General features: G+C 54.9%; 19 protein-coding genes. 6 read left to right on the forward strand and 13 right to left on the reverse strand.

The genetic code is table 11. The features are described from left to right. Positions 1-53 precede the first annotated feature (53 nt). Together GTGU_RS14585 and malK are read right to left on the reverse strand one after the other, a co-directional pair. Complete coding sequence (locus tag GTGU_RS14585) at positions 54-1,391, reverse strand: maltoporin (protein ID WP_152958523.1); 1,338 nt, start codon at positions 1,389-1,391, stop codon at positions 54-56. Positions 1,392-1,435: 44 nt separating this feature from the next. Next, complete coding sequence (gene malK, locus GTGU_RS14590; RefSeq protein ID WP_038158400.1) at positions 1,436-2,545, reverse strand: maltose/maltodextrin ABC transporter ATP-binding protein MalK; 1,110 nt, start codon at positions 2,543-2,545, stop codon at positions 1,436-1,438. A 370-nt stretch (positions 2,546-2,915) separates the two neighbouring features. Here malK and malE point away from each other — a divergent pair, with 370 nt between their 5' ends. The 3 genes from malE (at position 2,916) to malG (ending at position 6,637) form a co-directional block, all read left to right on the forward strand. Beyond that, positions 2,916-4,106, forward strand: a complete 1,191-nt coding sequence (malE, locus tag GTGU_RS14595; protein ID WP_038158402.1) for a maltose/maltodextrin ABC transporter substrate-binding protein MalE — start codon at positions 2,916-2,918, stop codon at positions 4,104-4,106. An 82-nt stretch (positions 4,107-4,188) separates the two neighbouring features. Beyond that, positions 4,189-5,733 (forward strand): maltose ABC transporter permease MalF, encoded by a 1,545-nt coding sequence (gene malF, locus GTGU_RS14600; RefSeq protein WP_038158404.1) that lies wholly within the window; start codon positions 4,189-4,191, stop codon positions 5,731-5,733. A gap of 13 nt (positions 5,734-5,746) precedes the next feature. Beyond that, a complete protein-coding gene (gene malG / locus GTGU_RS14605; RefSeq protein WP_038158406.1) occupies positions 5,747-6,637 on the forward strand; it encodes a maltose ABC transporter permease MalG in 891 nt (296 codons plus the stop codon). Between the two features lie 86 nt (positions 6,638-6,723). On the opposite strand, the gene psiE is transcribed toward malG, so the two are convergent. From psiE to pgi, 6 genes are all read right to left on the reverse strand, one after another. Next, positions 6,724-7,134 (reverse strand): phosphate-starvation-inducible protein PsiE, encoded by a 411-nt coding sequence (gene psiE / locus GTGU_RS14610; RefSeq protein WP_038158408.1) that lies wholly within the window; start codon positions 7,132-7,134, stop codon positions 6,724-6,726. Positions 7,135-7,251: 117 nt separating this feature from the next. Beyond that, the gene (locus GTGU_RS14615) at positions 7,252-9,348 is read right to left on the reverse strand and encodes a YjbH domain-containing protein (RefSeq protein ID WP_038158411.1); all 2,097 of its coding nucleotides are present in this window, start codon (positions 9,346-9,348) and stop codon (positions 7,252-7,254) included. Further along, complete coding sequence (locus tag GTGU_RS14620; protein WP_038158414.1) at positions 9,348-10,088, reverse strand: capsule biosynthesis GfcC family protein; 741 nt, start codon at positions 10,086-10,088, stop codon at positions 9,348-9,350. Before GTGU_RS14620 ends, GTGU_RS14615 begins: the two co-directional genes overlap by 1 nt. Beyond that, on the reverse strand, positions 10,085-10,723 hold the full coding sequence (locus tag GTGU_RS14625; RefSeq protein ID WP_038158416.1) for a YjbF family lipoprotein: 639 nt from the start codon (positions 10,721-10,723) through the stop codon (positions 10,085-10,087). The genes GTGU_RS14620 and GTGU_RS14625 overlap by 4 nt, the downstream gene beginning before the upstream one ends. Before the next feature lie 63 nt (positions 10,724-10,786). After that, on the reverse strand, positions 10,787-11,029 hold the full coding sequence (gene yjbE / locus GTGU_RS14630; RefSeq protein WP_038158418.1) for an exopolysaccharide production protein YjbE: 243 nt from the start codon (positions 11,027-11,029) through the stop codon (positions 10,787-10,789). A 366-nt stretch (positions 11,030-11,395) separates the two neighbouring features. Next, on the reverse strand, positions 11,396-13,045 hold the full coding sequence (pgi, locus tag GTGU_RS14635) for a glucose-6-phosphate isomerase (RefSeq protein ID WP_038158420.1): 1,650 nt from the start codon (positions 13,043-13,045) through the stop codon (positions 11,396-11,398). A gap of 293 nt (positions 13,046-13,338) precedes the next feature. On the opposite strand from pgi, the gene lysC reads away from it, so the two are divergent. From lysC to GTGU_RS14650, 3 genes are all read left to right on the forward strand, one after another. Further along, entirely contained in the window at positions 13,339-14,688 is a 1,350-nt protein-coding gene (gene lysC, locus GTGU_RS14640) for a lysine-sensitive aspartokinase 3 (RefSeq protein ID WP_038158422.1), read from the forward strand. Positions 14,689-14,786: 98 nt separating this feature from the next. Then, positions 14,787-15,731: a ketopantoate/pantoate/pantothenate transporter PanS gene (gene panS / locus GTGU_RS14645; RefSeq protein WP_038158423.1), complete on the forward strand. Its 945-nt coding sequence runs from the start codon at positions 14,787-14,789 to the stop codon at positions 15,729-15,731. 62 nt (positions 15,732-15,793) lie between these two features. Beyond that, positions 15,794-16,066: a YjbD family protein gene (locus tag GTGU_RS14650; RefSeq protein ID WP_038158425.1), complete on the forward strand. Its 273-nt coding sequence runs from the start codon at positions 15,794-15,796 to the stop codon at positions 16,064-16,066. Here GTGU_RS14650 and rluF read toward each other — a convergent pair whose 3' ends face one another. From rluF to metH, 5 genes are all read right to left on the reverse strand, one after another. Further along, positions 16,067-16,951: a 23S rRNA pseudouridine(2604) synthase RluF gene (gene rluF, locus GTGU_RS14655; protein WP_038158427.1), complete on the reverse strand. Its 885-nt coding sequence runs from the start codon at positions 16,949-16,951 to the stop codon at positions 16,067-16,069. 99 nt (positions 16,952-17,050) lie between these two features. Then, positions 17,051-17,389: a helix-turn-helix domain-containing protein gene (locus GTGU_RS14660; protein ID WP_038158429.1), complete on the reverse strand. Its 339-nt coding sequence runs from the start codon at positions 17,387-17,389 to the stop codon at positions 17,051-17,053. Then, the gene (locus GTGU_RS14665; protein ID WP_038158431.1) at positions 17,386-17,592 is read right to left on the reverse strand and encodes a type II toxin-antitoxin system RelE/ParE family toxin; all 207 of its coding nucleotides are present in this window, start codon (positions 17,590-17,592) and stop codon (positions 17,386-17,388) included. The genes GTGU_RS14660 and GTGU_RS14665 overlap by 4 nt, the downstream gene beginning before the upstream one ends. A 150-nt stretch (positions 17,593-17,742) precedes the next feature. Continuing rightward, positions 17,743-19,374, reverse strand: coding sequence for a Na/Pi cotransporter family protein (locus GTGU_RS14670; RefSeq protein ID WP_038158432.1), 1,632 nt, complete (start codon positions 19,372-19,374; stop codon positions 17,743-17,745). A gap of 135 nt (positions 19,375-19,509) precedes the next feature. After that, positions 19,510-23,193, reverse strand: coding sequence for a methionine synthase (gene metH, locus GTGU_RS14675; protein ID WP_038158435.1), 3,684 nt, complete (start codon positions 23,191-23,193; stop codon positions 19,510-19,512). Between the last annotated feature and the right edge of the window lie 39 nt (positions 23,194-23,232).

Below are 23,232 nucleotides of genomic sequence, written 5' to 3' on the forward strand. Positions count from 1 at the left end.
GGAGAGAGGGGCTTGCGCCCCTCTTCAGGTCATTACATCGGGTTAACTTACTATTACCACCAGATTTCCATCTGGGCGCCGAAGGACCACTCGTCGTTGTCGCCACGGCTAAAGGTGCGTGCAGCGGTGTCAGCATAGGCCTGCCCCGGGGTGTAACCCGCGATAGTGCCATTACCGGCCGGTGCATAGCCCCATTTTTCATCCCACTTGGCGTAGGTAGCGAACAGACGGATAGCCGGACGAGACCAGATGCTGTCGCCTGCCTGCCACTGTTGCGCCAGGGTAATTTTGTACTGATTGTTGGTGTCGCCAGTTTCCTGGGATTTCACGTTGTCGTAGCCGACTTCAAGCAGAGTGCTCATGATTGGCGTCCACTTGTACATCGGACGCACACCGACGGTCCACCATTTGGTACCGTTGTTGCTGTCCAGGTCGATATCCTGATACATACCAACGTACATCAGGTCCCAGCTGTCGCCGAGGGAGATTGCCCCGTGATCCAATACTCTCCACAGGCTACCGTTGTTGTTCATGGCATAGTTGATGTTATCGCTGGTGCCAATGCTGGAACCCTGCGACAGACCTTTGCCCTGAGAGGTCATAGAATCAGTGGCGTACTGCAGCACAAACTTGTTGTAGCCCTTCAACATGCTCTGAGTGTGTTCAGCAGTGAACATCCAGCCATCTTTCGATGCACCGTCCACCAGGTAGTAACCGTCACGCTCGTTTGCACGACCGTAGTCCACACCCAGTTCCAGTGTGCCGCCCGGGTTGATTTCCATCTGCGCTAAACGCACATCAAAGACGTCGTTCGCAGTACGGGTGGTGTAGTCGTAAATACTGTTGCTGGCGAAGGAGGAAGAACCGCCTGCTTCAGAAGAACGGGTAGCGGCCAGAGAGAGTTTACCGAAGCCAACATCCACGTTTTCCAGACCAGCGCCCGGGCCGGAGATATCCCAGTAGTAGAAGTCGATCATGTGAACGTCATGACGCTGGTAGAAGCGCTTACCAGCCCAGATAGTGGAGCCTGGCAGCCAGTCGATCAGGTTTTTACCCTGAACGTTCGCTTCACGAAACGCCGGATCGGTGGCTTCCCAGTCGTTCTGCTGAGCAACGGAGTAAGCTACGTTAGTATCGAAGTAGAAGCTCTTATCGCCTTCTTTCCAGACTTCCTGTCCCAGTTTCAGCTCGGCGTAGGTTTCACATTCGTTACCGAGACGATACTTACTTTGAGCACCGGTGGCCTGGAAGCATTGCTGCTCGCCGCCGCTGCCGGTCCAGCCAATGCCAGAACGGGCGTACCCGTGGAAATCTACGGCCATTGCCTGAACAGACATAACGCCTGCTGCGACGGCAACTGCCAGTGGAAGTTTGCGCAGAGTAATCATCATTCTATCTCCTGAGATCATTGCTTTTCTCTTGATTTTTATGGGATTTAAACGCCAGGCTCTTTATGCAGCCGACGACAAGCTGTGCCATCCTCACGGAACAAATGACAACGCTCTGGCGGCAAACCAATGGCGAATGTGGCTCCCTCTTCTACCAACACCACGTCAGACTGGCGGTACACCAGGTTCTGTCGGATGGCGGGGATCTGGATATGAATCTGTGTTTCGTGACCAAGTTGTTCGACGACCTGTACGTCGCCTTCCAGCGTGACGTCCGCGATATCGCTGGGTAACAGGTGTTCCGGGCGAATACCCAACGACATGTTGGCGCCTGGCTGCACGTTCGCGCTGTCTACCGGCAGCCAGATTTGCTGACGGTTTGGCAGTTCCACCTGCACTTGTTCAATGGCGGTGGCCGTGACTTTCACCGGCAGGAAATTCATCTTCGGCGAGCCGATAAAACCCGCGACGAAACGATCTGCCGGGTAGTGATACAGTTCCAGCGGCTTGCCCACCTGTGCGACCCGCCCTGCATCCAGCACCACGATGGTGTCAGCGAGCGTCATCGCTTCGACCTGATCGTGAGTGACATAAATCATCGTGCGTCCCAGCCGCTTGTGCAGACGGGAAATCTCGATGCGCATCTGTACACGCAGCGCCGCATCCAGGTTCGACAGCGGCTCATCGAGCAGAAACACATTCGGCTCCGCCACCAGCGTCCGGCCAATCGCCACACGCTGGCGCTGGCCGCCGGAGAGCGCTTTTGGCTTACGATCCAGCAGATGCGCCAGTTGCAGCACCTCAGCAACCTGTGTCACCCGCTGTTGAATCACTTCTCTTTTCGCGCCCGCCAGCTTGAGACCAAACGACATGTTTTCCGCGACGGAAAGGTGGGGATATAGCGCATAGGACTGGAAAACCATCCCCACGCCGCGCTCGGCAGGGGGAACCTCATTCATTCGGGTATCGCCAATAAACAGATCCCCGCTGGTAATCGTTTCGAGTCCCGCGATCATTCTCAGCAGCGTCGATTTACCACAGCCTGACGGACCGACGAACACCACGAACTCCCCTTCGTGAATGTCGAGGTTGATGTTTTTTGACACCACCACATCGCCCCAGGCTTTCGTTACATTTCGCAGCTGTACGCTCGCCATGCCCTTCTCCCTTCGTTACAACCTGTCACCAACAGACACATTCAAGTTGCGCTGACTATGCGCCATTGATCACGGGCGTGAATCCTCCACCCCCGTGGTTTTTTATGGGGGAGGAGGCGGGAGGATGAGAGAGCAGGCCCTGCCACCGGAGACAGTAGGCGCAGAGGATTTTTGTGATGGTCATTACAAAAAAGGGGACGTTTTTATGTGCGCTGGCACCCATAACTCATTTTTATGTAACAGAGATCACACAAACCGGGGTTGGGGCGTAGACAAAGGGAGGATGGAAAGGGGTTGCTAAATAAGGAAACTCATCGTCGTTAAGCCACCGAAGTGTATCCACGAGCACACACCAAAAAGGACGGGATATATGAAAATTAAAACTGGCGCTCGCATCCTCGCGCTGTCCGCATTGACCACCATGATGTTCTCCGCCTCTGCCCTCGCCAAGATTGAAGAAGGAAAGCTGGTTATCTGGATTAACGGCGATAAAGGCTACAACGGCCTTGCCGAGGTTGGTCAGAAATTCGAAAAAGATACGGGCATTAAAGTGACTGTTGAGCACCCGGACAAGCTGGAAGAGAAATTCCCGCAGGTTGCGGCCACGGGCGACGGTCCGGACATTATTTTCTGGGCGCACGACCGTTTTGGCGGCTATGCCCAATCTGGCCTGCTGGCGGAAGTCTCGCCGGATAAAGCCTTCCAGGACAAACTTTATCCCTTCACCTGGGATGCCGTTCGTTACAACGGCAAGCTGATCGCCTATCCGATCGCTGTCGAAGCCCTGTCGCTCATTTATAACAAAGACCTCGTGCCGAACCCGCCGAAAAGCTGGGAAGAGATCCCGGCGCTGGATAAAGAACTGAAAGCGAAAGGCAAATCCGCACTGATGTTCAACCTGCAGGAACCGTACTTCACCTGGCCGTTGATCGCCGCTGACGGCGGTTACGCCTTTAAATATGCAGACGGCAAATATGACGTGAAAGACGTCGGCGTCGACAGCGCAGGCGCGAGAGCCGGTCTGACATTCCTGGTTGACCTCATCAAGAACAAACACATGAACGCTGATACCGATTACTCCATCGCAGAAGCGGCGTTCAACAAAGGCGAAACCGCGATGACCATCAACGGTCCGTGGGCCTGGTCGAATATCGATAAGAGTAAGATCAACTATGGCGTCACCCTGCTGCCTTCCTTCAAAGGCAAACCCTCCAAACCGTTCGTTGGCGTACTGAGCGCGGGAATTAACGCGGCAAGCCCGAACAAAGAGCTGGCGAAAGAGTTCCTCGAAAACTACCTGCTGACCGATCAGGGTCTGGAAGCGGTGAACAAGGATAAACCGCTGGGCGCTGTGGCGCTGAAATCGTATCAGGATCAATTAGCGAAGGATCCACGCATTGCGGCAACGATGGATAACGCCCAGAAAGGCGAAATCATGCCGAATATCCCGCAGATGGCCGCCTTCTGGTATGCCACCCGCACGGCGGTGATCAACGCAGCCAGCGGTCGTCAGACCGTCGACGCGGCGCTGAAAGACGCACAGGGACGTATCACGAAGTAAATCAGAAAAACGGCGGGTAGCACTTCGCTTACCCGCCTGCTGTCGTTCAGGAACATGTTCACCGTTGTAGAGGAAGATCCCCATGGATGTCATTAAAAAGAAGCACTGGTGGCAAAGCGACGCCCTGAAGTGGTTGATCATTGGCGTGCTGGGCCTGCTGGTTGGTTACCTTGTTGTTTTAATGTACGCCCAGGGAGAGTACCTGTTCGCCATCATGACGCTGATCCTAAGCGCTGTTGGCCTTTATATCTTTGCGAATCGCAAAGCCTATGCCTGGCGCTATGTGTACCCTGGCGTCGCCGGGATGGGTCTGTTTGTTCTGTTTCCGCTGATCTGTACCATCGCTATTGCGTTCACCAACTACAGCAGCACTAACCAGTTGACGTTTGAACGTGCGCAACAGGTACTGATGGACCGCGTGTACCAGGCCGGGAAAAGCTTCAACTTTGGTTTATATCCGTCGGGAAATGAGTGGAAGCTGGCGCTGACCGACGGGGAAAGCGGGAAAAATTATCTCTCTGACGCCTTTACACTGGGCGGCGAACAAAAGCTGACGGTAAAAGAAGCCAATGCTCTGCCTGAAGGCGAGCGGGCAAATCTGCGTGTCATCACCCAGAATCGCCAGGCGCTGAACCAGCTGACCGCGATCCTGCCCGATGAAAGCAAAGTGGTGATGAGCTCGTTGCGTCAATTTTCCGGTACGCGCCCGCTGTATACGCTTAGCGACGATGGTGTCCTGACCAACAATCAAAGCGGCACAAAATATCGCCCAAACAACAGTGCCGGGTTTTATCAGGCGATCAATGCCGATGGCGGCTGGGGTGACGAGAAACTCAGCCCTGGCTATACCGTGACCATTGGCTGGGATAATTTCACCCGCGTCTTTACCGACGAAGGTATTCAGAAACCGTTCCTGGCAATTTTCGTCTGGACGGTGGTGTTCTCGGTACTGACCGTGTTGCTGACGGTGGCTGTCGGCATGGTACTGGCTTGCCTGGTGCAATGGGAAGCGCTGAAAGGCAAAGCGATTTATCGTGTACTGCTGATCCTGCCCTATGCGGTGCCATCGTTCATTTCTATTTTGATTTTCAAAGGGTTGTTCAACCAGAGCTTTGGTGAAATCAACATGATGCTGAGCACGTTGTTTGGCATCCGACCGGCGTGGTTCAGCGACCCAACCACCGCCCGCGCGATGATCATCATCGTCAACACCTGGCTGGGCTATCCGTACATGATGATCCTCTGCATGGGGCTGCTGAAGGCGATCCCGGACGATCTCTATGAAGCATCGGCGATGGATGGCGCGGGTCCATTCCAGAATTTCTTCAGGATCACCCTGCCGCTGCTGATCAAACCGCTGACTCCGCTGATGATCGCCAGCTTTGCGTTTAACTTTAACAACTTCGTGCTGATCCAGTTGCTGACCAATGGCGGGCCGGATCGTCTCGGCACCACCACCCCGGCGGGTTATACCGACTTGCTGGTGAGCTACACCTACCGCATCGCCTTCGAAGGCGGCGGCGGGCAGGACTTTGGACTCGCGGCGGCGATCGCCACAATCATCTTCCTGCTGGTGGGCGCGCTGGCGATTGTGAACCTGAAAGCCACACGAATGAAATTTGACTAAGGAGGGACAGACGATGGCAATGGTACAACCGAAATCTCAGAAGCTGCGCCTCTTTATCACGCACCTGCTGCTGCTCGTCTTCATCGCGGCAATTATGTTTCCGCTGCTGATGGTGATCGCCATCTCCCTGCGTGAAGGCAACTTCGCCACTGGCAGCCTGATCCCGGATAATATCTCCTGGGAGCACTGGCGGCTGGCGCTCGGATTCAGCGTTGAGCATGCCGACGGCCGCGTCACACCGCCGCCGTTCCCGGTGCTCTTGTGGCTGTGGAACTCGGTGAAAATTGCCGGGATCACCGCTATCGGCATTGTGGCGCTCTCCACCACCTGTGCGTACGCCTTCGCCCGTATGCGTTTCCCAGGCAAAGCCACGCTGCTGAAAGGGATGCTGATTTTCCAGATGTTCCCGGCGGTGCTGTCACTGGTGGCGTTGTATGCCCTCTTTGACCGTCTCGGTCAGTACATTCCGTTTATCGGCCTCAACACGCACGGCGGGGTGATCTTCGCTTATATGGGCGGTATTGCGCTGCACGTCTGGACTATTAAAGGCTATTTCGAAACCATCGACGGTTCTCTGGAAGAGGCGGCGGCGCTGGATGGCGCGACACCGTGGCAGGCCTTCCGTCTGGTGCTGTTACCCCTGTCAGTGCCGATTCTGGCGGTGGTGTTTATTCTGTCGTTTATCGCGGCGATCACTGAAGTGCCAGTCGCCTCGCTGCTGCTGCGTGACGTCAACAGCTACACGCTGGCGGTAGGTATGCAGCAATACCTGAACCCGCAAAACTACCTGTGGGGCGATTTTGCCGCGGCGGCAGTGCTGTCCGCCATCCCCATCACCCTTGTGTTCCTGCTGGCACAGCGCTGGCTGGTCAGCGGTCTGACGTCGGGGGGCGTGAAAGGATAAGTTTCATTGTTATGCCACTGCAACCCTCAAATGCTGTTCATTGCGAATAATTGTGACTGTTCAGGCGGCCTCCGGGCCGCCCTTTTTTATTCGCGTTTCAGCCGTTTAGAGTTACAAAGCCATAGCGTGATCACCAACAACAGGATCGCCGCCGAGTAGATCAGCACATCCAGCGGGGATTTGTGATCAACAATGATCAACCGCACGATGGCGGTGATCCCGATGTAAATAAAGTAGCGCAGCGGGAAGTGAAAGCCTGACTGAAAATACTTCACAATTAGAGCGATAAATTCAAAGTAGAGAAAATAGACCACCAGCCCTTCCACCAGCGCGTACTTGCTGGTTTGCTCGGGGGCGAACAAAACATCTGCCAGATGCAGCGTCTCTTTGCCAAGAAAAACGACCAGAATCAACCCAAGGGTCAGCAGACCCAGATTCAACACGGTCTGCAGGATGGTGGAGATGAACTCAACACGGGGACGAGTGAGTGATGTCATAACAGCACCTTTATCGCAGTGGCGAGCCTCCTGTATAACGCAAAAGTGTGACGGAGATCTATATTTTTTATTTATGCTTATTGCCGGGTAAGCACAGCGCCACCCGGCAATAAAACATCAACGGAAATTCACGCTGCGATCGCTGGTCATGTCATACAACTGGAATTTGCGTCCCAGTTTCTGACCGCCGTCACGCGTCAGCGGTGTCCAGCCGATGGCGGCACGGCTGCGGGTCGGGCCTGACGAGAAGATATCCAGCGGCACAGACACATACACGCCTTTGGTGAAATCCCCTTCCCCGTACTCTTCCGGTGACACGTTAGTGATCGTCGCGTATGCGCCCACCACTACGCCGCTGTCGAAGTGTTTCGCCACTTCGAGCGTACCGCCCTTATCGCCTGCCAGATATTGCCCGACGCTGGCTTTGATCAGCACATCCTGTGCAAACGGCGGCGTCCAGTAGGCGGTCAGGTGACCCGTTTTCGCGCTGTAATCGGTGAACTTCATCATGTCCTGCGCGCTACGCCAGTCACGCTGTTTCACATAGTTTGCATCAATACCAAACGCCCAGTTGCTGTCGACCGGACGATAGAGCACTTCCGCGCCCGCACCGCCGAACATAGTTTCCAGATAACCGCCGTACACCTGGCCGTAGAAACCGTTGCCGAAGTACTGCAGGTAGTTGGCCTGCAGGTTATTGACGTAAATATCGTTCTCCACATACTCACGCACGTGGGTTCTGACGCGCGGCAAATGTGAATCCTGCGGCGGATTGGTGTAGTTAAATTTGTCGTAGTTATTGGCCAGATTGGCGAACAGGCTGCCAGTGGTGATCAGGTGGTCGGTCACCCACCAGTCCGCAGTACCCATCACGCCCAGCTGATACATGTAGAAGCTTTCCGGGCCGCCGATGGACTGATTCAGTACCGGGTCGATATGCACGTCGAAACGCGACTTATCGATATACCAGCCCTGCTCCGTTTTCTCCGGTATCACCGGCTCGATGCGTTTCTGCGCCAGTGGCGTTTCGTGACCTAACGGCTCGCCCTCCAGATGATTGCGCAAGCTGGCGACATCGGTTTCGGTGGTCACCTGCGGCAGATTAAGACGGTTTTCAGTAATGCGGATGGTGCGGATCCCGTCCGGCAGATCATTCATGATAATCCGGTTAGCGCGCTCAATACCTTCACGCGAGTCGCGGTATTTCACCTGCTCGCCGGTAACGTACAGCGTGTCGCCTTTCACCTGAATCTGTGGATCCGCCAGACCAGCGTTGTATTTCAGCAGGGTCAACTGGTTCGACACCACGGAATGTTGCAGGATCGCGTCCTGTGGTTCCGGCTGATATTTCGGCCGGGCGTTGTCGTTGTAAGACGGGCGCAGATCGTTAAAATTGGTCCGCAACGTCACACCAAACATAAAGGTGTTACCGCGCTCATAGCTCAGGTTAACGTCGGCCCAGTCAGTGACACGGTAAATGGCGCCGACGTTAAACTTGCTTTTCTGCTCGATTTTTCCGGCAAATTCATCGCTGTAATTGTTACCTTCGTACTCCAGCTTCAGGCGCAGTGGCTGCCACGGGGTCTGATATTCAACGCCGCCAAACAGCGCGGTCGGGCCGTGGAACATCTGACTGCCATCCACCGAGCCCGCTTCACGATAACTATTGTCGCGGTAGCAAAATTTATCACTGTAGGAACAGAGCGGGTTTTTCACGTTGCCGCTGGTGCCGAGATAACCCCAGCCGAGCCCCAGCGAGAAATCGAACGGTCCCCAGGCTTTGCTGGCGACGATGTATTCCGCATCAAACAGACCGGTCCCGCCGATATCCCGTGCGCCCACCGCCACCTGCGGCAGCCAGTAGCCCTCTTCCCACAACCGCAGTTTGAGATCGAACGCTTTATCTTTGTAAGTCTGGTCGCCGGAGAAGGCATCAACACTGCTGTATTGTCGGGTACGCACATCGGTATAACGCAAAGTGGTTTCCAGCCAGGGGAAGAGCTGTATCGAACCGGAGTAATAGCGATACTGATCGTTATCTCGATAGTTGATGCTCATCTCACCTTCCCGCGCCATACGCGCAGTAGGCGTCTGCATCAACCCCACGCCACCAAAATCCGACTGTGACGGTCCAACAGGCGCCGGATACGTTTCTGCATGGCAGGCCGCGCTCACACCCAACGCCAGCAGACTATAGAGAAATCTTCTTTTCATTATTCAGGTATCCGCTGTGTGAGTGAGTGAAGAATGTCGGCGTTCAGCTCGTCGTATTTCTTCGTCCACAGGGAATCGGCAAAACCGACAAAAATAAGGCTTCCTGGCATCAGTTCCACGTGGCGTTTGTTCCAGTACGCCACTGGCGCTTTTTGTGTCCGCCCGTCGGGGTAAATCACCCAGGCGTAGCTGCGGTCGGCACCGCTGAGCAGGCTTTGATCGTCGAGATAACTCGCCACATCACGCTCTGGCGTGAACGGCAGCGTACCCGGACGACTGATTAAACCGAGCAGACGCACCGTGGAAGGTTGCTGGCCGACCCACAGGGTGTAATCTCCCTGTAGCGGCGGGTTTGCGCCCGGTTTCACCCGCACAGCGTCAGGGTCGAGACTCACTAACTGGCGTCCCGTTACGTTGATGCTCTGTAATTGCTGGCGCAGCGCGTTAATCGCCGCACCGTCGTCACCCCCCTCTTCGGCGGCAAGCGCCGCCAGCCGGGCAAGCAACGCCTGATGCTGCTGTTTCGCGGTGGCGGTGGAGAGACGCTCGCTGATGACCGCGCCAGGCCACCAGCTGTCTGCCAGCCGTGGCTGCGCGACCAGATCGGCCAGATGTTCGGCATCGGTGAGTTTTTTCGGCTGCGTCGCGCCGTTGATATAGACATCCACATTGCCGGCGGCAAAAGCCGTTAATGGTGCGATGAACGAGGCAATCAACGCGGCAATTAAACGATTTTTCATGACTTTGCCGCCTTAATCAGGGTGGTTTTCACCGGGAAATAGTTCGCCCCGAGGTACTGCTCAGACTGGCGAATTTGCCCCTCGTCATCGATCCAGTAGCGGTTGCGCCAGCGGGCCTGATCAGTGCTGACTGTCTCTTCCAGCACTCGCACCTGTGTCTCTTCACCCGCTAACGTCAGGGTATCGGTGCCCTCCCAGTGAAATTCGGAACGCGCAGTGGCGTAGCGCACCTGCTTGTGCTCTGTCCAGCCCATTGTGCGCGTCCAGCTGGTACCATCGACAATCTGTTGAGGTTTCGTCAGCGGGTCGGCCTGCAGGTTGTTCACCTCGAGGAGGTTGTCGCCGCCAAGCTGCGTTTTTATGATGCGACCGTGTCGGGTCACAAGGGTGGCCTGATCCTGCGTCACCCATTTCAGCTGTCCGTTTTCCGAGAAAGCGAGCACCACAAACAGCTGAGGGCCACCGTTGAGCTGCATATACTGGCTGGCATAGGGCATGTTCCGGATGTCATCATCGGTAAGCTGGACACCGGGTGTGCCAAACAGGCTATCCCAGAGAGATTGTCCCAGTCCTTTTGTACTGGCTGAACATGCCTGAAGCAGCAGGCAAAGAAGGATAATAATGGGTCGCTTCACGACTCTTCTCCGAAGGGGCAAAATAACCACACCGAAGTGTGGTTATGGTTAAAGCACCCGCTGTTACTGGGTACTGGTGGTTGTTGTGGTGGTGGTTCCCGTATTGGAGCCATCACCACCACCGGTCGCCGCCAGTGCGACACCCACGGCCGAACTTACGGTGCTGGCGCTGGTTGCGGTCGAACTGCCCGCAGACACAGACGTCGCTGCCGACCCAGCCGCCTCACCCACTTCCACAGGTGCTGCATAAGCTGAGGTCGCCGCAAGCGCGGATATGGCAAAAATGCCATACAGGATTTTCTTCATAACTACTTCCCTTCATTGAATGAATGGAGATATGCCTGAAAAGAAATTCAGACGGGATCGAGTATACACAACTAAAGCAGGCGAATTAGCGCAGGGGAAAATAGCGTGGCGGTTTTCGGATTAATGGATGAAAGGGTTATTAAGCGGCAACTTGAAATTTATTAAAACACGAAAATTCAATCAATTATAATATAAATATGTACATTCCATTCTCCGTAAAATCCTAAAATAACCCGCGGTGATTAACAGGTTAAATAGTCTTTTCAGATTAAACTCAGAACAGAAATTTGCGCTACGTAACGGACAACCGGAATTATCCGATAAAAAAATGCCGGCATTTCGCCGGCATTATTTATGAAATATTAATTACCGACGCCATTGCTTATAACGGTTAATCAAACCGTTAGTTGAGCTGTCATGGCTGCTGATGGGTTTGTCATCTTTCAGCTCTGGCAGAATGCGGTTCGCCAGCTGTTTGCCAAGCTCAACGCCCCACTGATCGAAGGTGAAGATGTTAAGGATAACACCCTGGGTAAAGATTTTATGCTCATACAGCGCGATCAGCGCCCCCAGGCTGAACGGGGTGATTTCACGCAGCAGGATGGAGTTGGTCGGGCGGTTGCCTTCGAACACTTTGAACGGTACTACGTGTTCCAGCGTTGCTGGATCTTTCCCCTGGTCACGATATTCCTGTTCAACCACTTCACGGGATTTACCGAACGCCAGCGCTTCGGTCTGGGCGAAGAAGTTAGACAGCAGCTTCGGATGGTGATCAGACAGCGGGTTGTGGGTGATGGATGGCGCGATGAAGTCGCACGGTACCATTTTGGTTCCCTGGTGAATCAACTGGTAAAACGCGTGCTGACCGTTAGTGCCCGGCTCGCCCCAGATGATCGGCCCGGTCTGGTGCGTCACTTTATTACCGTTACGATCAACATACTTACCGTTGGATTCCATGTTGCCCTGCTGGAAGTAGGCAGCAAAACGGTGCATGTACTGGTCATACGGCAGAATGGCCTCGGTTTCCGCGCCAAAGAAGTTGTTGTACCAGATACCGATCAGCGCCAGCAGCACCGGCAGGTTTTTCTCTGGTGCCGTGGTGGAGAAGTGCTTGTCCATCGCGTGCGCGCCGGAGAGCAGTTCCACAAAGTTGTCGAAGCCCACAGACAGAATGATCGACAGACCAATGGCGGACCACAGCGAGTAACGGCCACCGACCCAGTCCCAGAACTCAAACATGTTGGCGGTATCGATGCCAAATTCACCGACCGCTTTGGCGTTGGTAGACAGCGCAGCAAAGTGTTTAGCCACGTGTTTCTGGTCACCGGCAGTTTTCAGGAACCAGTCACGCGCGCTGTGGGCATTGGTCATGGTTTCCTGAGTAGTGAAGGTTTTAGACGCGACCAGGAACAGCGTGGTTTCCGGGTTCACTTTTTTCAACACTTCAGCGATGTGTGTACCATCAACGTTAGATACGAAATGCATGTTGAGGTGATTTTTGTACGGACGCAGCGCTTCGGTCACCATGAACGGGCCGAGGTCAGAACCACCGATACCAATGTTCACGACATCGGTGATCGGTTTGCCGGTGTAGCCTTTCCAGCTACCGGAGATGATCGCTTCCGAGAAGCCTTTCATCTTTTCCAGCACGGCATTCACTTCCGGCATCACGTCTTTGCCATCCACCATGATCGGAGTATTGCTACGGTTTCGCAGCGCAACGTGCAGCACGGCACGGTCTTCCGTACGGTTGATCTTTTCACCCGAGAACATGGATTTGATGGCGCCTGCCAGATCGGTCTCTTTTGCCAGATCCTGCAGTTTTGCCAGCGTGTCAGCCGTGATGCGGTTTTTGGAAAAATCCACCAGCATCAAATCATCAAAGGTCGCGGAAAATTTCGAAAAACGGTCGCTATCTTTCGCGAACAGCTCCGCGATAGTGACGTCCTTCATCTCCTCGTAGTGTTTCTGTAGTGCCTTCCAGGCTGAAGTCTGCGTTGGATTGATATTTTTCATAGCAATACTCATCTGATTTGAAAATTGTGACTTCGCTCGATTGTAGCGCCTGCGGACAAAAATTGTGATGCTTTTTCAGGATGAGGGCAAAAGCGGCTAAAAAATGCCTGCCGCTCACACTTTTATAAGACTGGTTTCTGAATTCTGGTTCAGCATAAAAAATCCGCATAACCTAAGCGTTGACAGCCCCCGGCCTCACATTTTATTTATGAATACGGTACCTGCGCCTGGTTCGATTACTGTTCTGCTCTTGTGCCAAGGTCACTATTTTCACTCCCTGACACGAGGTTGTTATGACAGATTTAGTCGTCGCCAAATTTGGCGGTACCAGCGTTGCAGATTTCGACGCAATGAACCGTAGCGCGGATGTCGTGCTCACCGATCCCAATACCCGCCTGGTGGTGCTTTCCGCTTCCGCAGGCATTACCAATCTACTGGTGGCGCTGGCGGAAGGCCTGGACGCTACCGGGCGTTTCGCAAAACTCGACGCCATTCGTCAAATTCAATTCGATATTCTCGATCGCCTGCAGAATCCCAATGTGATCCGCGAAGAGATTGAGCGCCTGCTGGAAAATATCACCACCCTGGCAGAGGCCGCGTCGCTGGCGACGTCTAACGCGCTAACCGATGAACTGGTCAGCCACGGCGAATTGATGTCCACGCTGCTGTTTGTGGAAATTCTGCGCGAGCGCGGGGTGCAGGCGCAGTGGTTTGACGTGCGCAAAGTGATGCGCACCAACGATCGTTTTGGTCGCGCCGAGCCGGATGTCGCAGCGCTGTCTGAGCTTTGCATCCAGCAGCTTGCACCACGCCTGGCTCAAGACATGGTCATCACCCAGGGCTTTATCGGCAGCGAAGGCAAAGGTCGCACGACTACCCTTGGCCGTGGTGGCAGCGACTATACCGCCGCATTGCTGGGCGAAGCCCTGAAAGCGAAACGTGTGGATATCTGGACTGATGTGCCGGGCATTTACACCACCGATCCGCGCATTGTGCCTGCCGCACGGCGCATCAATGAAATCGCCTTTGAGGAAGCTGCCGAGATGGCGACCTTCGGCGCGAAAGTGCTCCACCCGGCGACCCTGCTGCCAGCCGTGCGCAGCGAAATTCCAGTATTTGTGGGATCAAGCAAAGATCCGAAAGCTGGCGGTACACTGGTCTGCAATAAAACCGAGAACCCGCCGCTGTTCCGCGCGCTGGCGTTGCGCCGCAACCAGACGCTGGTAACGCTGCACAGTCTGAATATGCTGCACTCCCGCGGTTTCCTGGCGGAGGTGTTTGGCATTCTGGCGCGTCACAATATTTCGGTCGATCTTATCACCACCTCAGAAGTCAGCATTGCGCTGACGCTGGATACCACCGGCTCCACGTCAACGGGCGATACCCTGCTGACGCAAGCGCTGCTGACGGAGCTTTCTTCCCTGTGCCGCGTTGAAGTCGAAGAGGGGCTGGCGCTGGTGGCGCTGATTGGTAATCACCTCTCCAGAGCCTGTGGCGTTGGTAAAGAGGTGTTTGGCGTGCTGGAGCCGTTCAACATCCGCATGATTTGCTACGGTGCCTCCAGCTACAACTTGTGTTTCCTCGTGCCGGGTAACGAATCAGAAAAAGTCGTGCAGAAACTTCATCATAATTTGTTTGAATAAAATTCGAACACGCGATAAACCATACCTATGGCCGGGCTCGAACCCGGCTTTTCTATAAAAACACAACACGACAATTACACGATCGCAAGGAATACATCATGTCAGGACTCTTCACCAGGCTGTTCCCGTTATGGGCGCTGCTGCTCTCTGTTCTTGCCTATTACACGCCCTCGACCTTTACCCCAATCGGCCCCTGGGTCACCACGCTGCTGATGCTGATCATGTTTGGCATGGGCGTGCATCTGAAAGTGGATGATTTCAAACGCGTGCTGTCACGCCCGGCGCCGGTTGCCGCAGGGATTTTCCTGCACTATCTGGTAATGCCGCTCGCTGCCTGGCTGCTGGCGCTGGCCTTCCGCATGCCGCCAGAGTTGTCCGCAGGCATGGTACTGGTGGGCAGCGTTGCCAGCGGCACGGCGTCAAACGTCATGATCTACCTGGCAAAAGGCGATGTCGCGCTGTCGGTGACTATCTCGTCGATATCAACGCTGGTGGGTGTTGTCGCGACCCCGCTGCTGACCCGCCTGTACGTCGACGCCCATATTCAGGTAGACGTGATGGGAATGCTGCTCAGCATTCTGCAAATCGTGGTGATCCCGATTGCCTTAGGGCTGGTGGTGCACCATTTGTTGCCGCGCGTAGTGAAAGCGGTAGAGCCTTATCTCCCGGCGTTCTCCATGATCTGCATCCTGGCGATCATCAGCGCTGTAGTGGCCGGTTCCGCGTCGCATATCGCGTCTGTGGGTCTGATGGTGGTTGTCGCTGTCATTCTGCATAACAGCATCGGCCTGCTTGGCGGTTACTGGGGCGGTCGCCTGTTCGGTTTCGATGAATCCACCTGCCGCACGCTGGCGATTGAAGTGGGTATGCAGAACTCCGGACTCGCCGCCGCACTCGGCAAAATCTACTTCGGCCCGCTCGCGGCTCTCCCCGGCGCGTTGTTCTCCGTCTGGCACAATCTGTCAGGCTCGCTGCTGGCGGGGTACTGGTCCGGTAAGCCGGTTGATGAGAAACCGGAAAAAGAAGTGGCGAAACAGGGCTAATTCGCTTCGCGGCTGAACGTGCTTGCTTTACACTGAAGCCTACCCACCTGGAGGCTTCAGTGATGTCCACAGCACGATTAACCCAAAAAGACATGACGGAAAGCGAGCAGCGCGAGCTGAAAACATTGCTCGACCGCGCTCGCATCTCACATGGCCGTCCCTTGACCAACGCCGAAACCAATCAGGTCAAAAGAGAGTACATCGATAAGCTGATGGCACAGCGTGACGCTGAAGCCAAAAAAGCCCGCAAGCTGAAAAAGCAGCAGGCTTATAAACCGGATGAGAACGCGACATTCTCCTGGTCTGCTAATACCCCTACCCGTGGAAGGCGCTGATTAGCGCCCTTTCTTTTTCCGCCCCGGCGAGGTAAAGCGCTTACGATTGGCCATTTCTGCAGGCGTTTTGGCCATGTTTTTCCCGCCGCTGGTGGCCGGTTTTTTTGCCGCACTGGATGGTGTTTTCGGTTTGGCCTTCGCCTTTGCTTTCGGCTTCGCTTCCGACGACGAATCTTCGATAAGCTTAAAAAGCGCAATCAACTCATCGTCAGTTAAATCACGCCACTCGCCCTGCGGGATCCCGCTCAGGCTGACGTTCATAATTCGCGTACGCTCCAGTTTCGTCACTTCAAAACCAAAATACTCGCACATGCGGCGAATTTGCCGGTTCAGCCCCTGCACGAGGGTGATGCGGAAGGTAAACGGCGCCTCTTTTTTGACTTTGCACTTCTTTGTGACGGAACCAAGAATCGGCACGCCTGCGCCCATGCCGCGAATGAAGTCATCCGTAATCGGTTTATTCACCGTCACCAGATACTCTTTTTCATGGTCATTACCGGCACGCAGAATTTTATTGACCAGATCACCGTGGTTGGTCAGAAAGATCAGCCCCTGCGAGTCCTTATCCAGGCGACCAATCGGGAAAATACGGCGGCTGTGGTTAACGAAGTCGACGATGTTATCCCGTTCGCCCTCTTCCGTCGTACTCACAATGCCAACCGGTTTGTTCAACGCGATAAACACCAAGTCTTCTTCGTTTCTTGGCTCGATGAGTTGACCATTCACTTTCACCACATCGCCAGCAACGACCTGATCGCCAATGGTGGCGCGTTTACCGTTGATAAACACGTTCCCCTGTTCGATGTAGCGGTCAGCCTCGCGACGTGAGCAAATTCCACTTTCGCTAATGTATTTGTTTAATCGGGTTGATTGGGTTGGCAGCATAGTTTCTCCTGTAAAAGCGAAATATACCTTACCCTGGCGCTGGCACAAATGGTCTTGTTTCCTGGCGACCAGCCTGAAAGCACACTCTCTACATCGCTTTCATCCCACCAGAACCGATACCGGTTTTCCCAGTTTCATGAGCATCATCACCAGCGAATCCAGAGTAAATTTACTCGTTTTCAGGTTTACGACATCAGAGACCCGGGGGCGGGAAATCTGCAGTCGGGAGGCTGCATCAGCTTGCTTCAGTTGATTCTCCGAAATCCAGCCTGAAATTTCCTGCATCAGTTGACGTTTAATGGCGAGCAATTGCTCAACGTCATGTTCGGCTTCTTGCTTGAGCCGTTGTGCTTCATCGGCATCAAAACCAAGATCGGTAAAAATATTGCCTTCCGCCGAAGTGATATGCCTGACAGTGCAGTCTATGTTCTGTTTCATTGCATACTCCTGAATCGCTGAACGACCTGGTAGCGGGCGCTGGCAATGGTTTTATCCTGTTGGCGGGTTCGTTGGCACTTTTTGTTGAAACAATGAAGAATGTAAACTGCATCCTTACGGATCTGTTCAGGAAAGGCACGTAAATCCTCCAGCGAGCTTCCCATCCATATCAACGATTTCAATTCCGCTGTTTTTGCCAGCATAACACATCCTTGTATAAAATTTTATACAAACATTTATTGCGGACAAAAAGGTATCTCAGAAGGCTGTTCAGGTCATTGGTGTGGTGTCAGTTTTACGAGACGTTTTCCAAAAAAACGCCAGCAGGTTGCGGGCGTTTAATCACTTCAGCATTAATAATCATCCCGCTCATCGTCTTCGTCCGGCTGCTCCATCACGCTGTAGGCGACTGAACAGAACAGCGAGTTCAGGCGTTTCATGTCGCCGAGCAGGCCCAGGTGTAGTGAACTGGTTTCAATACTTTGCACATTCTGCTGATGAAGCCGGTCAACGTGTGCGTGTGAGTAACGGCGGTTCAGAATACGGAAGCGGTGTTTGTTGCGGCGCAAACGGCGGGCGCTGGGGACATCACCGGAGAAGAAAACCGACATCGCCAGCTTCAGGTTGCTGAGAAGCTGTTCGTACAGTGCATCCAGCTCTTTCAGCCCTTCAATCGAGAACGCACGGCGGGCGGCCAGCGACTTGTCGGCAATCTCGCTGCCCATGCGTTCCACGATGTCAGATGCCTGCTCCAGGTTCAGCGACATCTCAATAATTTCCGCCCAGCGGCGGGATTCCTCTTCCGCCAGCTCCTCTTTCGGCATCCGCGCCAGATAGAGTTTGATGGCGGTGTACAGCACGTTGATATCATCCGCCAGCTTACGCAGCTCTTTCTCTTCGCGCGGTTCGCCGTGCATGATGTTATGCAGGCCGCCTAACATCAGTTCCATGGCATCGCCCATGCGCAGGGTCTCACGCGCGGCATTGGCCAGCGCCAGCGCAGGGGTATCCAGCGCGGTGGTGTCGAGATGTTTTGGCTTCAGGCGCGCATCCAGCTCAGGCTCATCACGGATCACGCGTTTGCAGAACCGCGCCATCGGCTCGGCGAAAGGCACCATCGCCAGGCAGCGGATCAGGTTGTAAAACACGTGGAAATAAATCACCAGTTCCGATTCAGGCAGCGGTAGCTCATGCAACACGCTGGCGAGCGGGTGAACAAAGGGCAGGATAATCAGGCTGCCCACCAGCTTAAAGAGCAAACTGCCCAGCGCCACGCGGCGGGCAGCGGCATTAGCGGCACTGTTATTCAGCATTGCCAGCAGGCCGGAGCCCAGGTTGGCGCCAATCACCAGACAAAGCGCGACCGGGAAGGCGATGATCCCCGCGGCGGTGAGCGTGGCGGTCAGCAGCACGGCGGCGAGGCTTGAGTAACTGACCAGCGCAAAGACGGCACCAATCAATGCATCCAGCATAATGTCGCCAGTCAGCGAGGCAAAAATTACCTGTACGCCGCTCGCTTCGGTGATCGGGTGCACCGCCTGGACGATAAGCTCCAGTGCCAGCAGGATCAGGCCGAGGCCAATCCCCACGCGCCCCAGTTGCCCGGCACGAGTCTGTTTACGGCCCAGAAAGAAAATCACACCGATGAAAATCAGCAGTGGCGACAGCCAGGAAAGATCAAAGGTCAGCACCCGCGCCATCAGCGCCGTCCCCACGTCCGCGCCCAGGACAATCACCAGTGCCGGGGTGAGCGCCACCAAATCCTGCGCCACGAATGACGTCACCAGCATCGTCGTGGCGTTACTGCTCTGCACCAGCGCAGTCACGCCAATACCCGCGCAGAAGGCGAGCGGTTTCTTTTCAACACTCCCGCTCAGTACGGTACGTAAACGCGCACCAAAAACACGCATCACGCCGGTGCGGACAATATGAGTGCCCCACACCAGCAAGGAAACAGCAGAGAGCAAGTGTAACAACGTCAACACGGATGCAGGTTCTCCTTATTCTTATGATTCTGAGACGTAAGGTCTCCTTCTAGTATAAGGGTTTACCACTAATAAAGAGACAAGGCGCCTCATGAGCGCCCTGTTTGTTGTAAAGAAAGATGACAGTTTTATGAATCAGTCAGCGTCGTAGCCTAAATGCGACGCTAACCAGCGCTCCACGTCTGCCACGCCCATTCCTTTACGACGTGCGTAATCTTCTACCTGATCGCGCTGGATCTGCGCCACGGCAAAATATTTGCTGTCAGGATGGCTGAAGTACCAGCCCGACACCGACGCGCCAGGCCACATGGCGAAGGACTCGGTGAGTTTCATACCAATACGCGCTTCTACGTCCAGCAACTGCCAGATAGTGCCTTTTTCGGTATGTTCCGGACACGCCGGATAACCTGGCGCCGGTCGGATACCCTGATAATTTTCGCGGATTAGATCCTCATTGCTGAGATTCTCGTTCGCCGCATAACCCCAGTAAACTTTGCGCACCCGTTCGTGAAGGTATTCCGCAAACGCCTCGGCCAGACGGTCAGCAATCGCTTTGACCATAATTTTGTTGTAATCATCATGCTGCGCTTCGTACGCTTCTGCCAGCGCATCTTCCTCCAGCCCGCCGGTAACGGCGAACGCGCCGATATAGTCAGCTTTGCCGGACAGTTTCGGCGCGACGAAATCGGCCAGACAGTAGTTGGCAAACCCCACTTTTTCCGTCTGCTGGCGCAAATGATGGCTTACTGTCAGCACATGAGTACGGGTTTCATCGCGGTAAATTTCGATGTCATCACCCACGCGGTTAGCCGGAAACAGCCCCACCACGCCGCGCGGTGTCAGACGTTTTTCCGCGCCGAGCTGGTCGAGCATGTCGTTGGCATCCTGGAACAGGCGTTTAGCCTCTTCACCCACCACCTCATCTTCCAGAATGCGCGGGTATTTACCTGCCAGCGACCAGGTCATGAAAAATGGCGTCCAGTCGATGTAATTGCGCAGCGTTTCAATACTGGCCGTCACCTCCTGCACACCGAGGCGGTGCGCCACTGGCGGGGTATAACTGCTCCAGTCAAAGGCCAGATCATTTTCACGCGCCGCTTCCAGCGTCACCGGCGGCGTGCGCGGTTTTTTGCGTGCATGCTGGATACGCACCGTTTCATATTCTTTGCGGGTACGGGCAACAAAATCGTCATGCTGTGTGGCAGAAAGCAATGATGACACCACGCCAACCGTGCGCGAGGCATTCTGCACGTAAACCGTCGGGCCGCTGTAGTTCTGTTCGATCTTCACTGCCGTGTGCGCTTTCGAGGTGGTGGCGCCGCCAATCAACAACGGAATGGTAAAGCCCTGACGTTCCATCTCCTTCGCCACGTTAACCATTTCGTCCAGCGACGGGGTGATAAGTCCGGAGAGGCCGATGAGGTCGGCGTTAACCTCTTTGGCTGTTTTGAGGATTTTATCCGCCGGGACCATCACGCCGAGATCAATAATTTCGTAGTTGTTGCACTGCAACACCACGCCAACGATATTTTTGCCGATATCGTGCACATCGCCCTTCACGGTGGCGATGACCATCTTGCCGTTGCTGGAGCCCTTCTCTTTGCTGGCTTCGATAAACGGTTCCAGGTACGCCACCGCCTGTTTCATCACACGGGCGGATTTCACCACCTGCGGTAGAAACATTTTGCCTTCGCCGAACAGATCGCCGACCACGTTCATGCCGTCCATCAGTGGCCCTTCAATCACTTCGATGGGCCGTGCCGCCTGCTGGCGCGCCTCCTCGGTGTCCTGCTCGATAAATTCGGTAATGCCTTTCACCAGCGAATATTCGAGACGTTTGGTCACATCCCATGAGCGCCACTCCGCCTGTTGAGCATTCGCGCCATCGTCAGCCTTGCTGCCGCGATATTTTTCCGCCAGTTCCAGCAGGCGCTCGGTACTGTCGTCGCGACGATTGAGGATCACGTCTTCGACCGCATCGCGCAGCTCGGCAGGCAGATCGTCATAAATCGCCAGTTGACCGGCATTGACGATACCCATATCCATGCCATTACGAATGGCATAGTAGAGGAACACTGCGTGGATAGCTTCGCGCACCGGGTCGTTGCCGCGGAAGGAGAAAGAGACGTTGGAAACGCCACCGGAAATCAGTGCATGCGGCAGCTCGCGTTTGATGTCTTCGCAGGCGCCGATAAAGTCCTGCGCATAGTTGTTGTGCTCTTCAATGCCAGTCGCTACCGCGAAGATATTGGGGTCGAAAATGATATCTTCCGGCGGGAAACCCACCTCTTCGGTCAGGATCTTGTAGGCACGGCGGCAGATGGCGATTTTGCGCTCACGGGTATCGGCCTGGCCGACTTCATCAAACGCCATGACGACCACAGCCGCACCGTAGCGACGCACCTGCTTCGCGTGATGGATAAACGCCTCAACGCCTTCTTTCATCGAGATGGAGTTGACGATGCCTTTACCCTGAATGCATTTCAGCCCTTTTTCAATGACCTCCCACTTCGAGGAGTCAATCATGATCGGTACGCGCGCGATATCCGGCTCACCGGCAATCAGGTTGAGGAAACGCACCATCGCCGCTTCGGCGTCGAGCATCCCTTCGTCCATGTTGATGTCGATGATCTGCGCGCCGTTTTCCACCTGCTGGCGCGCGACATCCAGCGCTTCGCTGTACTTCTCTTCTTTGATCAGGCGCTTGAACTTCGCAGAGCCAGTGACGTTAGTACGCTCACCGACGTTCACAAACAGGCTGTCATCACCGATATTCAGCGGTTCGAGACCAGACAAACGACAGGCTATCGGTAATTCCGGCAACTGGCGTGGTGCCAGACCTTCTACCGCGCGGCTCATGGCGGCGATATGTTCCGGCGTGGTGCCACAGCAGCCGCCGACGATATTAAGGAACCCGGCTTCAGCCCATTCGCGGATCTGTTTTGCCATGGTCTCAGCGTCGAGATCGTATTCACCAAAGGCGTTCGGTAGCCCGGCGTTTGGGTGCGCGGTGACGTAGCATTCGGCAATGCGCGACAGTTCCTGTACATACTGGCGCAACTCATCCGGGCCGAGCGCACAGTTCAGCCCAAAGGTCAGCGCGTCGGCGTGGCGCAGCGAGTTGTAGAACGCTTCAGTCGTCTGACCGGACAGCGTACGCCCGGAGGCGTCGGTAATAGTGCCTGAAATCATGATCGGCAGTTCAACGCCCAGCGCCTCGAACTCTTCTTTTACCGCGTAAATCGCCGCTTTGGCGTTGAGTGTATCGAAGATGGTTTCGATCAGAATCAGGTCTGCGCCGCCTTCCACCAGCGCACGAGTGGACTCACGATATGCCGTCACCAGTTGATCAAAGGTGATATTACGGAATGCCGGGTCGTTAACGTCCGGCGAAATGGAGGCCGTGCGGTTGGTCGGGCCGAGCACGCCCGCCACATAGCGCGGTTTTTCCGGCGTGCGCGCGGTCCATTCATCCGCACAGGCGCGTGCCAGCTTTGCCGCTTCAAAGTTGATTTCTGCCGACAGGGATTCCATCTGGTAATCCGCCATCGCGATGGTCGTCGAGTTGAAGGTGTTGGTCTCAATGATATCCGCACCCGCCTCAAAGTACGCGTAGTGGATAGCGGCGATCGTTTCCGGTTGGGTGATCACCAGCAGGTCATTGTTTCCTTTCAGATCACAGGGCCAGTCGGCGAAGCGTTCACCGCGGAAATCCTGCTCTTCGAGACGATAGCTCTGGATCATGGTGCCCATGCCCCCATCCAGAATCAGAATGCGTTCTTTTAACTGCTGATGCAGCTGTTCAACTTTGTTGCTCACACATGCTCCCGACAACGATCAACCAGGCCGACAGGCCAG

Source organism: Trabulsiella guamensis ATCC 49490 (assembly GCF_000734965.1).
Lineage (GTDB): Bacteria > Pseudomonadota > Gammaproteobacteria > Enterobacterales > Enterobacteriaceae > Trabulsiella > Trabulsiella guamensis.